We start from the raw sequence: 17,596 nt of genomic DNA, 5'->3' as shown, positions 1-17,596 counted from the left end.
TCGTGAGGGTGGTGGGTAGATGAAAACGTTTTTGCCTGGATTAATGAGCGCATCGCGCAAACTGTCCGCCTGGATAGGCCTGTATGCCTTGCTGGTGTTGCTGGCACTGTATCTCGCCAGCTGTAGCGCGGCGAGTCACGCGCCGTTGAAACAGTCTGCTGGTGATCCTGCGCATAGTCATCGCATGACGCTGTCTGACCATGAGTTTGCGCCTGTGGATTTTGAGCCGCAACCGGGCGACACCATCACCATCCGCAACCGTTCGGATATTTCGCACAGCATTTATGTGACTTACCCGGACGGCACCATGGTGAATCTGGGGGTGCAAACCCCGGGCACCACTGTCCATTGGCAAGTGCCCGCCGATGCCAAAGGCGAGTTTGTGCTGCAATGCTGGATACATCCGATTATTCGCGCCAATTTGCTGGTAAATGCTGTGAACGTGTCCTCTTCTGTTTCCAAGTCTGATTCACCCAGGCTCACCCGTCAGGAGGTTCTATATGGCCGACAAAACATTTGTAGCAGCAGAAATCGCCGAGCCTGAACGGCGTAAAGTTTTTCGCAAAATTTTCCGCCAGTTAGGCGCGGCGACCGTCATTACCATGTTTGGTAAAGCGGTGCTCGATTCACGTCCGGCGCGTGCCGCCAGCGTACTCAGGCCGCCAGGCGCCTTGCCTGAGCCGGAGTTTAATGCCGCCTGTATCCGCTGTGGCTTGTGCGTAGAAGCCTGTCCCTATGATATTTTGCACCTGGCCAGCTGGAGTGATCCGGCACCGACCGGCACGCCTTATTTTGTTGGCCGCAGGGACCCTTGCCGCATGTGTCCGGATATCCCGTGCGCACGTGCCTGCCCGACAGGGGCATTGAGCCCATTACTGACCGATATTAAAAAAGCCGATATGGGCGTGGCGGTATTGGTCGGGCATGAGACCTGTCTCAATTACAAAGGCCTCACTTGCAGTATTTGTGTGCGCGTCTGCCCGATTATTGGTGAGGCGATTTCGCTCAAGTCGATTAAAAATGAACGCGGCGTATTGCAGATTCCCACCGTCGATAGCAGCAAATGCACCGGCTGCGGCACCTGTGAAAAACACTGTGTGCTCTCGGAAGCGGCCATACGCGTGCTGCCACGTGAGTTAGGTTTAGGCGTTGAAGGCGCGCAATCGGTAGGACGCTGGTAAACCTATGCGACGCCTGCAAGCCGTGCTCTATCGCAATCGCTGGCTATTCAGCCGGCGTATCGTGCAGTTGCTGATTATTGCCGCCTTTGCCGTTGAGTTAGCTGCGGGCGGTTATTTTGCGCAAGGTAATTTGTCTTCCAGTGTCTGGTTCGGCATTGGCCTCACTGACCCTTATATCTGGCTACAATCGTTGTTTGCCGGGGCGCCGTTGGGCAAAGCTGCCCTGATTGGTGTGGTCATTGTGGCCGTGTTTTACCTGTTGTTGGGTGGCCGTATTTATTGCAGTTGGGTGTGCCCGATTAACCTGGTGACTGACCTTTCTTATTGGCTGCGGCAAAAGCTCAATATCAAAAGCAATTACACCTTGTCGAAGAACCTGCGGGTGGCGATTTTGGTGTTATCGCTACTGCTGTCGCTGCTTTCCGGCACCCTGGCCTGGGAGACGATTAACCCGATTACCTTGTTCCAGCGCGAACTGATGTGGGGTTCCGTCGCCGGTGCCACCGTGTTGGCCAGTATTTTCCTGTTCGATATTTTTGTCACGCGCCGTGGCTGGTGCAGCCATATTTGCCCGGTAGGTGCGTTTTACTCCGAGCTGGGCCGGGTAGGCCGTTTACGCGTCAAAGCCACACAGGCAGGCGCCTGCCACGGCTGTGCCGAATGCATCAAAGTCTGCCCTGAGCCGCATGTGCTGGCGCCAGTGGTTTCTAAAAAAGCAACGTATGTCACGCATGGTGATTGTACCCGCTGCGGGGCTTGCCTGGACCAGTGTTCCACCGGCGCACTCGCCATGAACCTGAGTTTTAAAAAAACAAGTGCCTTTAAAGGGATCCCCGTCGTCAGCAGTGACTAACAGCTTGTTTCAGGCGCATGACAATGCTGGTAGGTGATGCCGATTTTTGCCATCAGACATCGGTATTGACCATTAGAATTCTCTTACCAAATACACTGGATTTCATGATGAACACTCAATCAAAATATGCATGGTTAGCCATGCCTGGCCTTACCAGCTTGCTGTTTATTGCCGCGCTGGGTTTGACCTCACAAGCCGCCTGGGCTGATGGCACAGCACTGGCCGACAAAGGCGGTTGCCTGGCTTGTCACAACGTCGATAGCCGCAAGGTTGGTCCGGCATTTAAAGACGTGGCTGCCAAATATAAAGGCCAGGATGTACAGGCCACATTAATCGAAAAAATTAAAACTGGCGGCCGTGGTAATTGGGGTGTGTTGCCTATGCCACCTAACGCGGGCAAGTTGAGCGATGACGAATTCAAAGAAGTGGTGCAGTGGATTACTTCTTTATAAGAAAATGGTTGATCTCCATTCTGACGGGGCTTTTGCCCCGTTTTTTTATGCCTGTGGCGGACGCGAGTCTGTTTTTCAGTCAATAAACCATGACTTTTAGCTAAGAAGCGTTAATTTTTTCGTTTCTGTGACGTTATTTCAGGTATTGAATACCGAACAAGATGTGAGCGCAAAAATGTTGAATGATGAACAGCGACGATTGGAAAAACTCTACGCGTTAGGGTTACTCGACTCTGAGCCTGAAGATTTCTTCGACACTATTACCCGCGTTGCCTCAACGATTCTTGAGACGCCGATCTCTCTGATTTCATTGGTGGATGAACATCGGCAATGGTTTAAATCCAAGCATGGGGTTGAGGTATCAGAAACCGCGCGCGACATTTCTTTTTGCACGCATGCCGTTGAAAGCGGTGAGCAGCTGATTGTAGAGAATGCGCTGACTGATGAACGCTTTGCCAATAATCCGCTGGTATTGAATGCGCCCAATATCCGTTTTTATGCGGGCATCCCGATCAAAAGCCTGGAAGGTTATGCACTAGGCACGCTCTGTGTCATTGATGAAAAGCCCAAGAAACTCACTGAAAGAGAGTTAGCGGCACTGAATGACCTGGCGCATCTTGCCACAAGGGAGCTGCAGTTCCGTGAGCGTATGCTGGAAGCCAAGCAGTCGATTCAAACCTCCGAAAGCAAGTTTAAAACCCTGTTTGAAAATGCGGCCATCGGCATTGCCATGGTCAAGCCAAACGGCAGCTGGCTAGAAGTGAACGAGGAGTTGTGCCGCATTGTTGGTTATTCCAGGGCGGATTTATTGACGCTGACGTTTCAGGATATTACCTTACCTGAGGATTTAAACACTGATTTAAACCTGCTGGATCAATTAGTCGCTGGCAAGTTAGATTGTTATCAGCTCGAAAAAAGATATATTAAACAAGATGGCACCGTGGTTTGGGTGGAGCTGACCGTGACCAAGCAGCTCACCGCTACTGGTGGGTTGGATTACTTTGTGGCGATTGTCAGAGATATTCAAAGCGCCAAAGAGACAGAAATCGCGCTGACATTGCTGCGTAAAACGCTGGAGGATAAAGTGAGCCAGCGTACCGAAGAGCTCAAGCAGGCAAACAAGGCCATGCTGGCAGCCTATCAGGAAAAAACGGCCTCGGAGCAGTTGTTGCAAAACGCAGAGCTAGAGCTGCGCACCATTTTGGATAATGCCAACGATGCTTATGTATGCATGGATGCTGACGGGATTGTCAAAGCCTGGAATAAGCAGGCTGAGCATATTTTCGGTTGGGGCGATGAAGAGGCGATCGGCCGCAAGCTGGATAAACTGATTATCCCGAATGAGTTGCAGCAGGCGCATCGTGCAGGCATGCGGCGGTTCGCGCTGGAAAAGAAATCTGACATGATGGGCAAGCGCATCGAACTGGAGGCGATCAGGAAGGATGGCGTACGTATCCCGATTGAGCTGCAAGTGAACGTGCTGGAGATCAATGAGCAAGTCCTGTTCACCTCGTTTTTGCGCGATATTACCGATAGAAAACAACTCGAAAGCTTGCTCAAAAATGAGGCTCGCAATGACCCATTAACCGGCCTGCCGAACCGGCGCAAGTTGGAAGAAATTCTGCCTATTGCCGTGCAGCGCGCTAAAGCTAATCAAACCACGCTGTCTATTTTATTTGTTGACCTGGATGGCTTTAAAGCAGTCAATGATACCTATGGCCACAATGTGGGCGACATGCTGTTGCGCGAAGTGGCCAACAGGATAGACAAGTCCACGCGCCAGTCTGACACGGTGGCCCGCTATGCCGGTGATGAGTTCATCATTGTGCTGGAGGGGGTGGGCCAGGTCGCTGACGCGAGCAGGATTGCAGAAAAAGTGCTGCGTGCGATTTCTGAGCCGTTTCATTTTAACCAGGTGACCTTAAATATCACCGTCAGTATCGGTATCGCCTATTACACCAGTGAGCATTCTCAAGAGACGCAACCGACCGAATTGATCCGGCAAGCGGACAAAGCCATGTACACAGCCAAGAAAAACGGCAAAAATGGCGTGTTTATGGTTGAAACGGTGTAGGTCGTTATTGAGGCAGGTTCGACTTGCCACTGCCAGTGATCTTAACGTATGAAAATAATATACATGGCGTCCTGCATGGGCGTATAGTTAATCCAAACCCTCTCGGAACCCCCCTTTACCTTCTCCTCTTTGTGGTTGTTTGAGGTCTTCTCACTTAAGTCATTGTTTTTAGTTGTCGTTTTAAGCCTCTTTCTCGTGCTTCCCTAGTAGCGCTTTTACTTCAGTGGCATGCGTTTGTAGTCGTATAGATTCACAACGTAACACGTAGTGTGCGTGGGTGTCTTCGTGATTGCTGCTCTTTTATCCCTGACTCGCCCCCGTCTAGATAGCTCTAAAGGAGCAAACCATGGATAGAAAAGTATTTTTCAGTGATGGTGGTGTCATCATCAGCGACAGCCGCTTTATCGCCAGCGGCTATATATACAACATACGTGACATTATTTCAGTGCAGCTGGGTGTGGTTGAGCCGCCGCGAAGTCTGGCGGTTTTCATTCTCTCTATCGGATTATTATTTCTGCTGACCGAAGGCGCGCTATTTGTCGTGGGCGGTTGTTTAATTGCGCTTGGTGCGATGACTTGGCTATTTGTCAAAACGAGCTATGTTGTGGTGATAAAGACTGCCACGGGCGAGCATAAGGTACTGAAAGATAACAATAGCCGCTATATTGAGCAGGTCATTCGGGCGCTGGATGCGGCGTTGATTAATCGAGGCGTATCTGCGGTGAGTGGCGCTGCGCATGTGCGAGGGACATCTCACGTCACGCATACGGATTTTCCGCCGATGTCACCGCCACTTATTGAGTGAGGCGGTACTTGCTACTCGTCTTCACTGAAGGCGCCGTGAAAATCGATCAGTTCGATCACACCTTTGGCGCGCATATGGCCAATAAAGCCGCTGCCTTCTTTTGTTAGCTGGCTTTCTTGCGATTGCCTGCCTTCCCGAATGTCGCCATTGGCCCTTAACGGACGGCGGAAAACGGCTTGATGAAACCTGAGTGACGCCTCGCCTATGCCTTTGCGTTTACACTTTTCCAGGTCCAGCACGGTGATCAGGTAGCTCTCGGCACCTTGTATGCCCTTGCTAAACTGAAAATCAATCACACCAACCTGCTCGCGATTGAGTAAGACAACAATTTCCTCGCCTGTTTCGTTGAGATTTAGGGTGTAAGTCTGGCCATCTTTTGCCAGAAACGTTTTTTGATGCATATCGGTATCCTTTATGTCTGTGCCAACACAGGGTTTGCACCTTATTCAAGGTCAGTATAGCGGTTACTCGTCACCAAAAATCCTCACTTAATTGTTATCAATAGTTAATTATTGACATTTTAGTGTTAAAATTTTATTCCTCGATAACAATGGAGATGCGCTATGGAAGAAGCAATCTATTTCAGCCATCAAGGCGTAAGCGTCAGTAACAGTCGCTTTATTGTTAACGGTAAAACCATCGCCATTAAAAGCGTGACCACCATAGAGCGCAGAATCCTCAAGCCCCAACTCGGCTTCGCCCGCGTCTGTCTATTCGGTGGCCTGGCGCTGTTGTTTGGTAGCGGCAGCCTGCCGCTCGTTGGTATCTTCTCCATTATTTATGGAGGTGTGCTATGGTTCCTGGCCACTCCCAGATATTCAATCGTCATCCACACGCCAGCAGGTGAGCACCAGGCACTAGTCAGTGAAAGCAGTCTGGATGCAGAAAACGTGCTCACAGCTTTGAATGTGGCGATTGCTTTAAGAGGCGATGCCAGCTAGGCACTATTTGAGATTGTTGAATGGCTGCGTTTTCCGCAGCCATTCAATCATGAAGCACAGGCCGATGCAAAACGGACACTTATCACCCCGAGAGTTTCTGCTCTAACTCTTTCAGTCGTGCCTCCAAGGCGGCAATCTTTTGATCACGCGCCTGAATCGCGGGCATGACATCCTCTACTTTTAAAAGCTTGGGGATATGTTTAGGACAATTCGCATCCCAGGCCTTGATCGTAAACACAATCACACGCTCCGCCCTGGCCGGGTAATCCGGCGAAGAGACGCGGGCCGCCAAGTCATGGTCGCCAGTCACCACCTTGGCTTCTCCCCAGATTTTGATGCGTTGCGCATTGGCATAATCCATCAAAAATAGCTGTGCTTTCGGGTTTTCATCCAGATTGCCTGCGGTGATGTATTGCTTGTTACCGGCATAATCCGCAAAGGCCAGTGTTTGTTCGTCGAGCACATGTAAAAAACCACGCGGGCCGCCGCGATGCTGCATATAAGGTTGCCCCTGGGCATTGGCAGTCGCCATATACATGCTGGATTGCTCAGCAATAAACTCGGCAAGCACAGGCGTCACGCGAGACTCCCAGCCACGTGTGCTCTCGAATTTCGCATAACCTGCTCTTGAGCCATTTTCTTCTTGTCTGGCTTTCACCGCCGGGGTGAACACGATATCGCTGGGTGATACTAAATCTGCAACCAAATGTGTCGTCATGATTTTCTCCTGGCTTTGTTTACGCATGGGCAAATTTTAGTCAATAATGTGAATGAGAGAATCAGGGCTAGCCGCAATACATTATTTCGCCCGGAGAACGTAATGGGAGAAAGACCATCGACCAGTTTCACTTAATGAGAGTGTTTGCGAGTGTTGCCGAGGAGGGTGGGTTTGCGGCTGCTTCACGCAAACTGGATATTTCTCCGGCTGCAGTGACGCGTGCGATTGTGGCGCTGGAAGAACAACTTGGCGCCAGGTTATTACAAAGAACGACGCGTAATGTGCGCTTCACCGATGCGGGCCGCCAGTATTACGACAATGTGCGGGCCATTTTGGCCAGTATTGCAGAGGCCAATGAAGCGGTCGCAGACAGTAACACCACACCACGCGGCACGCTTTCCATCACCGCGCCGGTGATGTTCGGGCGTCTGTTTGTCATGCCTTGCATGATTGATTACATGCAACGTTATCCGCAGGTAAAAATGATTGCGCATTTAGTCGACCGCGTGACCAATCTGGTCGATGAAGGCATGGATGTGGCCATCCGTATCGGGCACTTGCCTGACTCCGGGTTGCGGGCCATTAAAGTAGGGCAGGTCAGACGCGTGCTATGCGCATCGCCAGCTTATCTCGAAAAATTTGGTACGCCGCAATTGCCCGCTGACCTGGCCAAGCATGCCATTATCGCCTCAAGTGCCGTTTCACCGCATACCGAATGGCGCTTTCAATCCGATGGCGAGCCTTTATTGGTCAGGATGGATCCGCGCCTGACTGTCACCAGCAATGATGCGGCTTTAGCTGCTGCAACAGGTGGACTAGGCATCGCGCGCCTGCTGTCATATCAAGTATGGAACGAGGTAGATCGTGATGCCTTGCGCCTGATCCTTGAGCCATTTGAAGAAGCGCCATGGCCGGTGCATGTGGTGCACCGGGAAGACAAATTAGGTTCTTCTAAAGTCCGTCGTTTTATAGATGAGATGGTGGAGTATTTACGTCGTCAGCCAACTTTAAATCCCAAATGATATTACGCTCAGCGAAACAATCCATTTCTCGCTGAGTCGTTTTTCCAGTTGCTTTCCACTCCTAAAATTCTGGTGTCAATCACGACATTACCTGATCAAAGGAGAACCACATGAAAGCAGCCATCATTATTTTTTCAGACCCAACACACGGCGGCGAAGACGCACTAGGCCGCGCATTTAATGGCCTGGCCGCCGCCTACGACTTCAAGCAGAAAAACATAGAAGTCGCTATTTATTTTCAAGGTACGGGTACGCGTTGGGTCAGCCATGTCACCAAAGTTGGTCATCCGCTATATCAACTTTACGCGGCAGTCTCCGATGTGGTCGTCGGTGTTTCATGCGGATGTGCAGATGTATTCGGTGCGCGTGAGGATGCGGAGCTAAACGGCTTTCATCTGGTCACTGATAACAGTGTGCCAGGAACCTCCGGACTGCCAAGCATCGCCCAGTTATCACATGACGGGTACACGATTTTCAGTTTTTAATAATATTAAAACCTCACAACTAGGCCACTATTTAAAGGAGTCTGGCTGTGAGTGCATTGATTTTTTTGCAGTCTTGATTTGCCGTTCTCGCCTGATGTCAGACTATTTACATAAAATAATCTGATTTTTGTTACAATAAAAACTGATTGTTGTTACAATAAAATCCATGGACAGTGAAGACAAAAAAAATGGTGGCAAACGGCCTGGTTCAGGACGCAAGCTTGGGACGGGTACCTATAAGGAAAATACCAGTGTCATTCGTGTGCCTGACAGCCAAAAGCCGGTCATCGCCAATTTTCTGGAGGCGTATGCGAAGAAGCAGCGCCTTCAACAACTGGAAGGCCAGCTGGATAGTGTCGCGGAGTTTACACAGCTATGTGAAGAGCTGGATAACTTAAGCCTGCCACTGTATCAGTCCAAGGTGCCCGCTGGGTTGCCATCCCCGGCAGATAGCGATGAAGAGTCGCGGATGGACCCCAATGGCTACCTGATTGATGACCCGACAAATACCTTTTTTGTCACGATCCAGGGGGAGTCGATGATCGAAGCGGGCTTGCTCCCCGGCGATAAGGCTATTGTGAATAAAAGAAAGCAGGCCTCGATAGGTGACATCGTGCTGGCAATGATTGATGGTGAGTTCACGATCAAGACCTTAGCCAAGCAGAAGAACGGTGATCCCAAGTTATTGCCGGCCAACTCCTCAGGTAAATATGAACCCATTCTCATCCAGGGCCGCATGCAGTTCGCCATCTGGGGTGTTGTCACCGGATCTTTCAGAAAGTTTTAATCATGACACGTAAAAACATTATTTCAGCCAACTGGACGAATGCCGTGTGCCGGGCAAACGGCATCAATATTCACTATTTAAGAACAGGCGGCAACAAGCCCACCTTGATTGCGCTGCATGATCTCACCGCCAGTGGCGCGTGCTGGTCACAATTGGCACGTGAGCTTGAAGACCACTTTGACATTATCATGCCGGATGCGCGCGGCCATGGTCAGTCAAGTGCCCCTCTGCATGGATACACCTATCAAGACCACGCCAATGACGTGATCGAACTGATCAGAACGCTAGACATTCAATCGCCTTACCTGCTCGGCCACTCAATGGGCGGCATGACCGCCGCCATGGTTGCCAGCCGCTTAGGCTTTGCGATTGAAGGCATCGTGCTGGCAGACCCGACATTCATCAGCCCTGAGTGGCAGGGCCAATTGGATGAACGTGAGGCAGTGAAACAGCACCGCCAGATATTGCGCTCCAGTAAATCAGAGTTATTTAAAGAAGCCAAAGCCAAATATCGCTATCGTTCATCTGAGATGCTGGAACATATTGTACAAGCCAGGTTCCGCACCAATCCGCGTGCTTTCGATGTGCTGATTCCGCCGCACCCGGAATTTGATGAATTGGTACGCAATATTTACGTCCCTACTTTATTGGTACTGGGCAGCGAAGGCATCGTCTCTGCCGAAACCGCCCGTGAGTTGCATGCACTTAACCCAGACCTGCAATACAAACTCATTCCTGATGTCGGGCATGGGCTGCCATATGATGAGCCTGAACGTTTAGCGGCTGCGATTGATGCGTTCTTAAAGCCGAAATCAATCACGCCACGACATATGGAAACACCAAGCAGATTTTCTGTTCATGCGGCACGCGCGTATTAGGGGTGGATAAGTTGCTGATGGTGCGCCGGAACGGATGAAAGTGAGCAATGGTCATCCTCAGTTGACCATCCTTTGATGGCAGGATGATCTTCACCGCTAATTCTCGGCGCGTGCTTAACAGTGATGACACTTATTCTTTTGTCCTCACTCGCTGCAGTGTTTCAGTTGGGTACTCTCCAAACAGTTCTTTATAGTACTTTGAGAAAAGGCTCATATGGACAAAGCCCCATCTTGAGGCCGCTTCGCAAATGCTGGCTTTTTCACTGGGGTAAGTGATTAAATCCATGCGTACTTTATGGAGTTTGAGATTCCGCATATAGGTTAATGGTGTAATGCCTAATGCGCGTGCAAATGCTGAGTTCAACGTTCTACGCCGAATGCGCAAATGGTCGCATATCTCGTCAATGCTTAACGGGAAGCCGTCTCTCGATAGAGTGAGATGCCTGACCCGGTTGACGATATATCTTGGAATCTTGTGATCAAAATAGAATGGATGAGCATTTTTGCTGGCCAGCATGAGAGCATGCATAGATGAGGCGAGTAAATCCTCTTCATAGTTTTCCCAGCTTTCATTCCGGTGCGCTTTATTTGAGTCCTCGTAAACAGAGTGAAGCCCGTATGTGAGTGTTTTTAACAGGCGACCGGAGGCTTCGTTGTGTAGCATTTCTACAGGTTTGATGGTGCTGACGGCCTCTTCAAATCCTGACCATTCAATTTTCTTTGCGAAGGCTTGCATCCTGCTGATGGGAATCACCGCTGCAATGATTTCAGAGTTGGCAGAAGTTCTGAAATACAACTCGGTATTTTTCCCTAGTGTGATTAAAGAGAGGGGTTTCACAGGTAGCAGTCCCCAGGTTGAGTCACCCTCAACGATGGTGGGCAATCCTATGACCAGGCAATCTTTAGGCGCGCTGGCAATTTGGTCGACCGCGCGGTTCATCTTCTCGCTAAAAATCTGGATACCGCTGTGATGAATGCTCTTGATGGAGCCTGAGAATCCGCCCTTTCCAAGCTGCGTGTAATCCTGCGACCAAAAGGGTAAAGCTTCTGCTTGCTCAATGACATCGGAAGACTCACGCTTAATCAAATGAAAGTCTGTACTGGCAATGATGTCAGTTCGTTCTAAAAAGTCACAATTCCCCATGTTTTTGCTCCTAATTGACAACACCCGTCATATGCATGAGCTTTTGTTCGCTGATTTCTCTCATGAATTCAGCTGGTTAGCTCTTTTTGTTTTTATCAGGACGCTCAGTGTTTTGATATCCGGTGTCTTGATCTATGTAGGAGGGTTAACTTATCTCGAAAAATACACCCCGGCAATACTTCAAAGGTATTAAGACTTAGTGGGAATGGTAAAAACCGGCAGGTGGTAGTAAAAAGTGGCATCACAGTCATCGCGGTAGCTCTAAATGCAACTGCATGCCAGTTCTTTCTATATTTAAAAAAATAACCTCGCTATTGTTGAATTGCATCATTGCACTATTTATTTGCTGATGGCGATCAGGCGTTGTTGAGGATATTCAATAAAAGATGAAGTGAGTACAAGTTCAAAAAATAAAAGTATTCAACGTAGTTCAAATAATCAATCTTGGCGAATAGCCTCACCTTTTAGGCATCGGTCAGTAATAAGTAATTATTAAAAATATGATATGCGATTTGAAAGGGAGTACATGGAAAAGAGTAAAGGAATCATAGTCTGTAGCTTCTTCCTGGCATTTGGAGGAAGTTCGGTAGCACTGGCTGAAGAGGCCGTGCAGCGCGATAACGAAGAGCAAAGTGGGGCAAAGAGTTCGCCGCACCACTGGTCGATGACGGCGGGCGCGTATAGCGATTACTTGTTCAGGGGCTTGTCATTCGCAAAACACGGTCAGTTTTATGCGAGCATCGATTATTCGCATGACAGTGGATTTTATGCCGGGTTTGGTTACGGGACTGTGCATAGAGATGCGGTTTACGGCAACACCTATGAAACGGATTATTATGTTGGGTATAGAAAGGCCATTACAGAAGACCTTGCGATTACTGGCGAGATTTTCAATTTTACCTATCCCCAAGGCTATACGTTCACCGGTGAAAATTCCGACGTGGTCGAGATGATTCTAAAGGTCGACTATAAAGGCTTGAATGTGAAGTACTACCAGGCATTGACGGACTGGTTCGGCTATAACACCAATTCTCTTGGCACAACCACCTACCGAGGAAAGCCTGTCGGGCATGGTAGCTCAAGAGGAACAAACTACATTGATGTCAATTACACCGGCAAAGTCCCCACCACGGATACCAACTATAATATTCACATCGGACATCAGGTGGTTGAAAATTACAGCGTTGGCAACTACACGGATATGTCAGTCGGGATTAGTCGCGCATTCGAATTTGCCGGCTCGAAGGGGTGGAATGCCGGTATTAGCTACATCCACTCTATTACCAAAAAAGGCTGGTATGTCGATGCGTCGGGTGACGACCTTGATAAAAGCAGGTTCTATGGCTACATAAAGCATACGTTCTAAGCGCTAACGCAATCTTCATTCATACGATTTTTCCCTGGCCTCCTGCGCTTTTTCTCATCAGCAGGAGGCCTTTTTTCGTCTGGCTGGCTTGACTCAGGCCATGCCGTCCATCCTTGCTCTCTATTTACGTGCCGGTCAAAGCCATCCTATTCGATTCAACAGCGCGTGCTTGCTTATGCTTCTTTGAGAGTACCCCTTAGGTGTAATTGTCGGTTCATTTTGAAAACGATTTAATACAAACACTTTTCAAGTAACCCCAAAGGAGAACTGTAATGAGTAAACCGTTTCAATTTAAAAAACAGGCTATTAAAGATGACCAGCCTTCAATGAATGTGCCGAATGTACCAGCGTTCCTGGGTGATACATTCGTGTCTCAAGATAAAGACAAAACCATCTGTGCTGGTTTCTTCCACCTGCATGCCGGTAATGAATTAAGCTACTCATATGATTACGAAGAAATGAAAATCGTAGTAGCAGGCACTTTCATCATTTCTGATGACACCGGTCAAAAAGTGACTGCAACCGTGGGTGATGTATTGTATTTCCCAGCAGGCAGCAATGTGACTTTCAGCACACCAGATAAAGCAGTTGGCTTCTTCACTGGCCAACGTGCGCCTCTGTAATAACGCTTCAAGTTTCACCTCCTGATCCGCATTCCACGTAATGGCCTATTACGTGGAATGTTTCGTTTCTGCCCTCTCTTTCTATCCTGCCTAATCGATTCTGGCAATCAAGATCTAAGTAATCCTTACGGAGTAATCCTTAATGGCAATTGTCATGCTTGCGCACAAGTTTGAAAATTCAATCTCAAGTTCAGAAACAAGCTGATTTCCCCTCACATCCGAGTTGAACTTGCACTAAGAGGGGAGGCTAATGCCAGTTGGCCTCCCCATTTTTTTGGGGGTGTACAGGAATGGATATCAAAGCAATAAAGACCTCGTCACTGACAATCACTTGATTGAGAAAAGAGCATTATCTTGAATTCACCACTGCCATTGCCCATAGAAGATGTTCAAAACCTTGCTGATGGTCGCCAATTGGCCATCAATAAGGTAGGCATTAAGGCGATTCGTCACCCGATTAAGGTCAAGGATAAATCTGGTGACACGCAAGGCACGATTGCACTGCTGAATATGTATGTGCAATTGCCGCAGCACCTTAAAGGGACGCACATGTCCAGGTTTGTCGAGATTCTCAATCATCATGAGCACGAAATCTCGCTTGAAAATTTTTACCTGCTGTTACATGAAACAGCGCTCAAGCTTGAAGCGAAGTCCGGCTACATTGAAATGGCGTTTCCCTATTTCGTCAACAAGGCGGCGCCAGTGTCAGGTGTCAAAAGCCTGCTGGACTATGAAGTGACTTTTCTCGGTGAGATTTCGGAAGCCGGGCACGATTTAAAGGTACGCATCGTCATTCCGGTGACCAGCCTGTGTCCATGTTCAAAAAAGATATCTGCCTATGGTGCGCACAATCAACGCTCCCATGTGACGGTGACGGTGTCTTTCAATACATTGATGTGGGTTGAAGATGTCATCCGTTTAGTAGAAATGCAGGCGTCTTCTGAACTGTATGGGTTGTTAAAACGACCTGACGAGAAATATGTGACGGAGTTCGCCTACGACAACCCTAAGTTTGTCGAAGACATGGTGCGGGATATTGCCACGGCCTTTTACAAGGAAGCCCGTATCAAGAGTTTTGTTGTTGAGTGTGAAAACTTTGAGTCTATTCACAATCATTCGGCGTACGCCTGTATTACGAGCCAGGACCTGTAGGAGGGCAATCATGAATATTCCGGTAGAAAGTGCCTTGTTAAACCAGACTACATCAGTCAAGGCCTCTGTCACTTATAAAAAAACCAGAAAGCTCATTAGTCCCATTACTGAGATTATCGAAGAGATCCGGGCCGGTCGCATGGTTGTCCTGCTGGATGATGAAGATAGGGAAAATGAAGGCGACTTGGTGATGGCGGCTGAGCATGTGACTCCGGCGGCGATTAACTTCATGTCTAAGCATGGGCGTGGTTTGATTTGCTTAACGATTTCACCTGAACGTGGGCGACAACTCAACCTCAGCCCGATGGTGTCCCGTAATGGCACAAAAATGGGCACTAACTTCACGGCCTCTATTGAGGCCGCAGCAGGGGTTTCCACGGGTATTTCAGCGGCTGACAGGGCGCACACGATTAAAACCGCTGTACAGGCACATGCAAAACCATTGGATATTGTGAGCCCCGGGCATGTCTTCCCACTCATTGCCGAGAGTGGAGGGGTGTTGGTACGCGCAGGTCATACTGAAGCTGGATGTGACATCGCCAGGCTGGCAAATCTGGACCCCTCTGCCGTGATTTGTGAAATCCTCAAAGATAATGGCGAAATGGCACGTTTACCCGATCTTTTGGAGTTTGCGGCGCAATTTGACCTGAAGGTTGGCACGATCGCAGACTTGATTAGTTACAGAAGCCAAACAGAATGCCTGGTATCGCGTGTCGCCGAGCGGCTCATTGAAACCCCTTATGGACCCTTTCAGCTGATTGCGTATCAAGAGTCATTGGCGAATGAACTGCATTTGGCCTTGGTGAAAGGCACGATGAATAAAGAGAAAAGTATATTAGTCAGAGTGCATGAGCCCTTGTCTGTGCTGGACGTATTGGACGCGAGTAGCAAGCACCATAGCTGGAGCTTGCCTGATGCGATGCGCAAAATCAGTCAGGTCGGCGAAGGGGTGATTGTGATGTTAAGGCGTGAAGAGAAAAATGGAGATGTTATCAATGCAATTCACTCAGCAGCTTATCCATCAAACAACCAGCATACGCTCAAAGATTATGGGATTGGTGCACAAATACTTAGAGATTTGGGAGTTTTGAATATGCGCTTAATGGCTGAACCGCGCAAAATACCAAGCATGTCTGGTTTTGGTTTAAGCGTCACCGATTTCGTGACTAGGGACAGTTGGCAGAAAGCGGTATGATTTGAATTTGTTCATCCGCTAAATTAACCAAAAACGCAGACGGTTCTGAATGCATGGATTACGCCAGCATCGCCTATTGGGCCACCCACAGTGACTTTATCCTCTTCTGATCATTCCGTTGCGGCTGATCTCCCCAGTCAGGCACCTGCAGCCCAAACTGGTTTGCATAGAGGCATTGGCTGGAAGGGCGCCTTTTGGATTGCAAGCGGGGTGCCGGGGCTGGTCTTATTCACCCTAGGCGCTGTCGCGGCAACCGTCGGTAAACCGGCCTGGCTGGTGTGGATGGTCTCGATTAGCTTTGGTTTTATCCAGGCTTTTACTTATGCGGAGATTGCCGGGCTGTTCCCACATAAGTCTGGCGGGTTGTCCATCCATAGTGCGGTTGCCTGGATACGCTACAGCAAGTTTATTGCTACGTTGAATGTATGGTGTAACTGGGCCGCCTGGTCGCCGGTACTGGCGATTGGCTCAGGTTTAGCCGCAGGCTACTCTTTAAGCATCCTGTTTGATGCAAACTCGCTGATCAATACCTGGCAAATCACGTTGCTGGATTTAAGTACGATCAAGGCGGGCCTCAGCCTGAGGATCAATGCAACCTTCATTCTGGGTGCCACCTTTCTATTGCTGGTGTTCGCCGTGCAGCACGGTGGTATTTTACGCTCAGTCAGCACCACCATGGTGTTGGGGTTGGTGGCGCTCATCCCATTGTTGTTGATTGGACTGGTGCCTTTTGTCACTGGCGACCTGGCCAGCGAACATTTCTTTCCGCTCACGCCATTAGCATACGACATGGACGGCAATGTCATTGATGGCGACTGGAATCTGGATGGCTGGAAGCTGATGGCGGGCGGATTATTTGTAGCAGCATGGTCCACTTATGGATTTGAAACGGCATTGTGCTACACGCGTGAGTTTAAGGATCCCAAGGCGGATACCTTCAAGGCGATTGTTTATTCCGCATTGCTCTGTATGGCCGTGTTTACCTTGGTGCCAATCGCGTTTCAAAGTCACTTGGGGCTAGGGGAGTTGGTGGTGCCTGCTGTGATCGGGGATGCAGGGGAAGTGAAGTCACCGGCCATGTACGACGGCATGCTCGCTGCCAATATTTATAAGGGGAATGGGGTGGCCAGTGCGCTGGCTTCCATTGTCGGTGGCGGCGCAATCATCGCCAATATCATGGTGGTGATGCTCATCATCACCTTGCTGCTGGCGATTATGACCACCATGTCAGGTTCGGCCAGAACACTTTACCAAGCCTCAGTGGATGGTTTGTTGCCCAAGTATTTATCTGTGGTCAATGAGAATGGTTCTCCGACCAGGGCGATGTGGACAGACCTTTCCTATAACCTCATCCTGCTCATGATGTCGGATTATGTGTTTGTGCTAGCGGCTTCCAACGTGGCGTATATCATCTATCATTTTCTGGTGTTGAATGCCGGCTGGATCCATCGCATGGACAGGCCGCATTGGGAGCGGCCTTATAAAACACCAAATATCTTGATGGGCGCAGGCGTGCTGCTTGGCTACCTCAATTTGGCCATCATGGGGATGGGTACGGAAATTTGGGGCGAGGGCACGTTAAGGACTGGGCTCTTCTTTTCTTCTCTCATCGTGCCCTTATTCATTTACCGCCATTATTTTGAAGATAAAGGCGTATTCCCGACGCAGTTGCTAAGCGACATGCAGGTACAAGTGAATCGGCCAAGATATACAAAATTCTTCGAGCACCTGCCTTACGTCACCATTGCCGTTGCCATTCTTGTGGTCTGGTATACCGACCAACTTTAACCCCTCTGATGCGCAAAGTTTAAAGCAATATTTTCACCAGCATTGCATGCTTAAAAGTCAAGCGCTACTGAGTAACACCTAAGTAGTAAGCCATGAGTGTAATTGTCTCTCCTGGGTATCACTATGAAAATG

The 17,596-nt window shown here is 49.2% G+C and carries 19 protein-coding genes; 16 read left to right on the top strand and 3 right to left on the bottom strand.

Annotation, left to right across the window (positions count from 1 at the left end):
* The first annotated feature begins 19 nt into the window (after window positions 1-19).
* The 6 genes from INP79_RS12965 to INP79_RS12935 all read left to right on the top strand — a co-directional run bounded on the left by INP79_RS12965 (window position 20) and on the right by INP79_RS12935 (window position 5,365).
* Complete coding sequence (locus tag INP79_RS12965; protein ID WP_194754684.1) at window positions 20-544, top strand: methylamine utilization protein; 525 nt, start codon at window positions 20-22, stop codon at window positions 542-544.
* Complete coding sequence (napG, locus tag INP79_RS12960; protein ID WP_194754683.1) at window positions 501-1,181, top strand: ferredoxin-type protein NapG; 681 nt, start codon at window positions 501-503, stop codon at window positions 1,179-1,181. The genes INP79_RS12965 and napG overlap by 44 nt, the downstream gene beginning before the upstream one ends.
* Window positions 1,182-1,185: 4 nt before the next feature.
* A complete protein-coding gene (napH, locus tag INP79_RS12955) occupies window positions 1,186-2,034 on the top strand; it encodes a quinol dehydrogenase ferredoxin subunit NapH (RefSeq protein WP_194754682.1) in 849 nt (282 codons plus the stop codon).
* 107 nt (window positions 2,035-2,141) lie between these two features.
* Window positions 2,142-2,486, top strand: coding sequence for a c-type cytochrome (locus INP79_RS12950; RefSeq protein ID WP_370583285.1), 345 nt, complete (start codon window positions 2,142-2,144; stop codon window positions 2,484-2,486).
* Between the two features lie 175 nt (window positions 2,487-2,661).
* Window positions 2,662-4,560: a PAS domain S-box protein gene (locus INP79_RS15515; RefSeq protein ID WP_228519985.1), complete on the top strand. Its 1,899-nt coding sequence runs from the start codon at window positions 2,662-2,664 to the stop codon at window positions 4,558-4,560.
* Window positions 4,561-4,906: 346 nt separating this feature from the next.
* Window positions 4,907-5,365, top strand: a complete 459-nt coding sequence (locus INP79_RS12935) for a DUF6232 family protein (protein ID WP_194754680.1) — start codon at window positions 4,907-4,909, stop codon at window positions 5,363-5,365.
* An 11-nt stretch (window positions 5,366-5,376) separates the two neighbouring features.
* Here the strand turns inward: INP79_RS12935 and INP79_RS12930 are convergent, their stop codons facing one another.
* Complete coding sequence (locus tag INP79_RS12930) at window positions 5,377-5,766, bottom strand: hypothetical protein (protein WP_194754679.1); 390 nt, start codon at window positions 5,764-5,766, stop codon at window positions 5,377-5,379.
* 162 nt (window positions 5,767-5,928) lie between these two features.
* Between INP79_RS12930 and INP79_RS12925 the strand changes: the two genes are divergently transcribed.
* The gene (locus tag INP79_RS12925; RefSeq protein ID WP_194754678.1) at window positions 5,929-6,306 is read left to right on the top strand and encodes a DUF6232 family protein; all 378 of its coding nucleotides are present in this window, start codon (window positions 5,929-5,931) and stop codon (window positions 6,304-6,306) included.
* 82 nt (window positions 6,307-6,388) lie between these two features.
* Here INP79_RS12925 and INP79_RS12920 read toward each other — a convergent pair whose 3' ends face one another.
* Entirely contained in the window at window positions 6,389-7,024 is a 636-nt protein-coding gene (locus INP79_RS12920; protein WP_194754677.1) for a pyridoxamine 5'-phosphate oxidase family protein, read from the bottom strand.
* A 134-nt stretch (window positions 7,025-7,158) separates the two neighbouring features.
* Between INP79_RS12920 and INP79_RS12915 the strand changes: the two genes are divergently transcribed.
* From INP79_RS12915 to INP79_RS12900, 4 genes are all read left to right on the top strand, one after another.
* Window positions 7,159-8,046, top strand: a complete 888-nt coding sequence (locus INP79_RS12915) for a LysR family transcriptional regulator (protein WP_228519983.1) — start codon at window positions 7,159-7,161, stop codon at window positions 8,044-8,046.
* Between the two features lie 110 nt (window positions 8,047-8,156).
* Window positions 8,157-8,531: a DsrE family protein gene (locus INP79_RS12910; protein ID WP_194754676.1), complete on the top strand. Its 375-nt coding sequence runs from the start codon at window positions 8,157-8,159 to the stop codon at window positions 8,529-8,531.
* Between the two features lie 166 nt (window positions 8,532-8,697).
* Entirely contained in the window at window positions 8,698-9,318 is a 621-nt protein-coding gene (locus INP79_RS12905) for a LexA family transcriptional regulator (protein WP_194754675.1), read from the top strand.
* A gap of 2 nt (window positions 9,319-9,320) precedes the next feature.
* Entirely contained in the window at window positions 9,321-10,196 is an 876-nt protein-coding gene (locus INP79_RS12900; protein ID WP_194754674.1) for an alpha/beta fold hydrolase, read from the top strand.
* 130 nt (window positions 10,197-10,326) lie between these two features.
* Here INP79_RS12900 and INP79_RS12895 read toward each other — a convergent pair whose 3' ends face one another.
* Window positions 10,327-11,340: a helix-turn-helix domain-containing protein gene (locus INP79_RS12895; RefSeq protein ID WP_194754673.1), complete on the bottom strand. Its 1,014-nt coding sequence runs from the start codon at window positions 11,338-11,340 to the stop codon at window positions 10,327-10,329.
* 526 nt (window positions 11,341-11,866) lie between these two features.
* On the opposite strand from INP79_RS12895, the gene INP79_RS12890 reads away from it, so the two are divergent.
* The 5 genes from INP79_RS12890 (at window position 11,867) to INP79_RS12870 (ending at window position 17,464) form a co-directional block, all read left to right on the top strand.
* Complete coding sequence (locus tag INP79_RS12890; protein WP_228519982.1) at window positions 11,867-12,706, top strand: TorF family putative porin; 840 nt, start codon at window positions 11,867-11,869, stop codon at window positions 12,704-12,706.
* Window positions 12,707-12,978: 272 nt separating this feature from the next.
* The gene (locus tag INP79_RS12885) at window positions 12,979-13,329 is read left to right on the top strand and encodes a cupin domain-containing protein (protein ID WP_019880650.1); all 351 of its coding nucleotides are present in this window, start codon (window positions 12,979-12,981) and stop codon (window positions 13,327-13,329) included.
* Window positions 13,330-13,683: 354 nt separating this feature from the next.
* A complete protein-coding gene (gene folE2 / locus INP79_RS12880; RefSeq protein WP_194754671.1) occupies window positions 13,684-14,481 on the top strand; it encodes a GTP cyclohydrolase FolE2 in 798 nt (265 codons plus the stop codon).
* A 10-nt stretch (window positions 14,482-14,491) separates the two neighbouring features.
* Window positions 14,492-15,676 carry a bifunctional 3,4-dihydroxy-2-butanone-4-phosphate synthase/GTP cyclohydrolase II gene (gene ribBA / locus INP79_RS12875; RefSeq protein WP_194754670.1) on the top strand — a complete coding sequence of 395 codons (1,185 nt, stop codon included), beginning with the start codon at window positions 14,492-14,494 and terminating at the stop codon, window positions 15,674-15,676.
* A 90-nt stretch (window positions 15,677-15,766) separates the two neighbouring features.
* Window positions 15,767-17,464, top strand: a complete 1,698-nt coding sequence (locus INP79_RS12870; RefSeq protein ID WP_194754669.1) for an APC family permease — start codon at window positions 15,767-15,769, stop codon at window positions 17,462-17,464.
* Window positions 17,465-17,596 lie beyond the last annotated feature (132 nt).

Source organism: Methylophilus sp. QUAN (assembly GCF_015354445.1).
GTDB lineage: Bacteria > Pseudomonadota > Gammaproteobacteria > Burkholderiales > Methylophilaceae > Methylophilus.
This window is presented reverse-complemented; position numbering and strand designations above follow the sequence as displayed.